The sequence below is a fragment of the Sulfurivirga sp. genome (assembly GCF_015490265.1).
Classification (GTDB): domain Bacteria; phylum Pseudomonadota; class Gammaproteobacteria; order Thiomicrospirales; family Thiomicrospiraceae; genus Sulfurivirga.
The window spans coordinates 1-3,350 of record NZ_WFYD01000080.1; the positions used below are offsets into that span (position 1 = coordinate 1).

Annotated in this window: 4 protein-coding genes; 1 reads left to right on the forward strand and 3 read right to left on the reverse strand. The window is 64.1% G+C overall.

Annotated features, from left to right (window positions below; all coding sequences use genetic code 11):
• On the forward strand, window positions 1-753 hold a 753-nt coding region (locus F8K16_RS05595; RefSeq protein WP_294948083.1), incomplete at its 5' end, for a hypothetical protein.
• 354 nt (window positions 754-1,107) lie between these two features.
• On the opposite strand, the gene rnhB is transcribed toward F8K16_RS05595, so the two are convergent.
• From rnhB to F8K16_RS05610, 3 genes are all read right to left on the reverse strand, one after another.
• Window positions 1,108-1,716 carry a ribonuclease HII gene (rnhB, locus tag F8K16_RS05600; protein WP_294948085.1) on the reverse strand — a complete coding sequence of 203 codons (609 nt, stop codon included), beginning with the start codon at window positions 1,714-1,716 and terminating at the stop codon, window positions 1,108-1,110.
• On the reverse strand, window positions 1,703-2,866 hold the full coding sequence (gene lpxB, locus F8K16_RS05605) for a lipid-A-disaccharide synthase (RefSeq protein ID WP_294948087.1): 1,164 nt from the start codon (window positions 2,864-2,866) through the stop codon (window positions 1,703-1,705). Before lpxB ends, rnhB begins: the two co-directional genes overlap by 14 nt.
• Before the next feature lies 1 nt (window position 2,867).
• The coding region (locus F8K16_RS05610; RefSeq protein ID WP_367122767.1) for a UDP-N-acetylglucosamine O-acyltransferase at window positions 2,868-3,350 on the reverse strand (483 nt) is incomplete at its 5' end.

The following is a 3,350-nucleotide window of genomic DNA, read 5'->3' on the forward strand; positions in this document are numbered from 1 at the left end:
GAGCAGCCGGAAGAGGTGGCCGGGCTGGTGGCCGCCGTGCGGGAGAAGCTGCCGCAGGTGGAGGGGGATATTGACCTCGACCTGCCCGCCTACGCCGGCAAGCGGCGCCTGCCGCCCTATTTCGTCCATGCCGCTTGGCAACTGGCGCGGGAGGGCCACAAAATCCTCATCCACGGCAGTATCGACCCCACCTCCGGCCGCTACTATGCCGAACAGGCTTGTCGGGCGCTGAACGTGCCGGTGGCCACCTCGCTGGAAAATGCCGCCACGCTGTTTGCGCGGCACAATCTCGTCTATCTGCCCTTCGAGGCCTTTGCCGCGCCGCTGTCGGACAAACTGTTTCTCAAGCCCCGCCTTGGCGTGCGCACCATCTTCAACAGCCTGTGCAAGATGATCAACCCGCTGCGCGCGCCCGTCAGCGTGCAGGGCATCTTCCACGGCGTCTATGCCAGCCTGCATGCGGAAGTGGCCGCACGGCTGAACGATCCCTGCGTCATCTCCTTCAAGGGTGAAGGCGGGGAGCCGGAAATCCGTCCCACCGCCACAACGCCGGTACAGATCGCCCGCTCGGGTCAGATTGACGAGATCACCTGGCCGCGCACGCTGGATGCGCGACCGAGTATGATGGACGACATTTCCATGGAAGCGCTGCTGCGCCGTATCGAGCAGAACAGTCTGACCGACTATGACCGTGCTGCGCTGGAGGCCAATACCGCGTTCCTGCGCAACGCGCTCAAAGGAGAAAAGATGTGATCGACTTCATCGCCTGGCTGGCGGCAGGGCTTCTGGCAGGCATGGTGCTGCTGTTCACCTACAGCGTGGTGACCGTGATCATGCAGGAATACACCCGCCTGCCTTCCGCACCCTTTGCCTGGCTGGGCGTGGCCGGGGTCTCCCTGCTGTTCTGGCTCGGCTGGCAGAAGTGGCACATGGCCTTCATTCACGGTCTGGTGACCGTTTCGGCCTTCCTCCTGCTGGCGGCCTTTCTCAACCTGTGGCGCACGCTGAAAAACCGCGGCCCCGGTGATGGCTGCCTGATCACCCTGCACGTGCTCAGTCTCTATGTCACGGGCGCGCTCACCGCCCTCTTTCTCAGCGTTGCCGTCTTCATCTACCTGGATGGAGAAGACGACGCACCGGCGCAAAAGAGGTGCGATACACCCCGTCAATCGGCCCCTTCTGCGCCAGCACCTCAAGATGTGCCTTCGTTGGATAGCCCTTGTGACGGTCAAAACCGTATTCCGGATACTGGCGGTGCAGAGTGAGCATCTGCGCGTCCCGGCGCACCTTGGCCAGAATGGACGCGGCGGCAATGGCGTCCACCCGGTCATCCCCTTTCACCACCGCCTCGCAGGCACACGGCAACCGGTCCGGACAGCGGTTGCCGTCCACGAGAATGCGTTCGAAGGGGTGATCCAGTCCTTCAATGGCACGGCGCATGGCCAGCATGGTGGCCTGCAGAATGTTCAGCGCATCGATTTCCGCCGGCGTCGCCTCGCCATAGGCGAAGTCCAGCGCCACCCGCTCGATCTCTTCCGCCAGCGCCTGCCGCTGTTTTTCTGACAGCTTCTTCGAATCCCGCACCGGCAGACCATGATCCGACGGCAGGATGACCGCCGCGGCCACCACATTACCCACCAGCGGGCCACGGCCCACCTCATCCACACCCACCGGTGGCAGGGTGGCGTCGGGCACGAACAGTTCAAGCTGGCTCATGGGGCAGCACCCCCCATGCCTGCATCGCCCGTATCGCTTCCCGACCGCTGTCCCGGCGCAACCGCTCATGCATGGTCTCGAACGCCTCGATCTGGCGCCGACGACGCAGTTCATCCACCACCAGCTGGCCCAGTTTGACAGCAATGCGCTCGGCCCGCGCCTCGTCCTGAATCAGCTCCGGCACGATCTCCCGCCCCGCCAGCACATTGGGCAGCCCCACCCAGGGAATCTTCACCAGCCGCTTCGCAATCCAGTAGGTCAGCGGGCTGACTTTCGCCGTGATGATCATGGGGCACTTGTAAAGGGCCGCCTCCAGCGAGGCGGTACCGGAAAAGACAACCGCCTGATCCGCCACCTGCAGAGCCAGCGCCATGCCGTCCTGCCGCAGAATCTCGACCGGCAGCCGCCCCCCCCGGGCGTCAATCATGGCTGCCATCTCATCGGCCAGCGCATCACTGGCGGCAGGCACCACAAACTGCATCTCGGGATAGACCTGTCGCAGCAGCGCGATGGCCTCCAGATAGACGGGAAAGATGCGTTGCACCTCGCCATGACGCGAGCCCGGCAGCAGCGCCGTCACCTGCGCCGACTCGTCCAGCCCAAGCCGGGCACGGGCACCGTGCCGATCCGGCTTCATGGGAATCTTCCGGGCCAGCGGGTGGCCCACATAGGCCGCCGGTATGCCGTAGCGTTCATACAGCGGCGGTTCGAAAGGAAACAGCAGCAGCACGCCATCCACGCACTGGCGGATTTTCTCAAGCCGCTTTTCCCGCCACGCCCAGACGGACGGCCCCACATAATGGACCGTTGGCACGCCCGAGGCCTTGAGCTCTCGCTCGACGGTGAAATTGAAATCCGGCGCGTCCACACCGATGAACAGATCCGGCTGGAGCAGTCTCAGGCGTGCGATCAGCGCACGCCTTAGCTTCAACAGACGAGGCAGGCGGCCCACCACCTCGGCAAAGCCCATCACCGACAGCTCGTTCATGTCATACCAGCTCTCCAGTCCCTCGGCCTGCATGCGCGGGCCGCCGATACCGACGAAGCGGATGGAAGGATAGTGCTGTCGGAGGGCGACCATCAGATCGGCGGCCAGCTGGTCTCCGGACGCCTCGCCCGCCACCATGGCCACCGTCAGCGGTCGTTGCATGTCAGCGCACAATGCCCCGGGTGGATGCCTTGAGGAACTCAATCAAGGAGTCGAGCGTGCCCTGATCGTCATTGATCAGCTCGATCTCTTCGATGGCCCGCTCCAGCCGGTTGCCGGCGCGGTAGAGGATGCGGTAAGCCTTCTTGATGATGAAAAGCTGCTCACGGCTGAAACCCCGTCGCCTGAGCCCCTCAGTGTTGATGCCACGCGGCTCGGCCAGATTGCCGGAAACCACCACGAAATCCGGCACGTCCTGGTTGATCACGCTGCCCATGCCGCAGAAGCTGTGGGCGCCGATGCGGCAGAACTGATGCACCAAGGTATAGCCGCCCAGAATGGCCCAGTCATGCACCTGCACATGTCCGGCCAGGGCCGAGGCGTTGGCGAAGATGGTATGGCTGCCCACCACGCAGTCGTGGGCGATGTGCACCCCGGCCATGATCCAGTTGTCGTCACCGATGGTGGTCTCGCCCCGGTCCTGCAC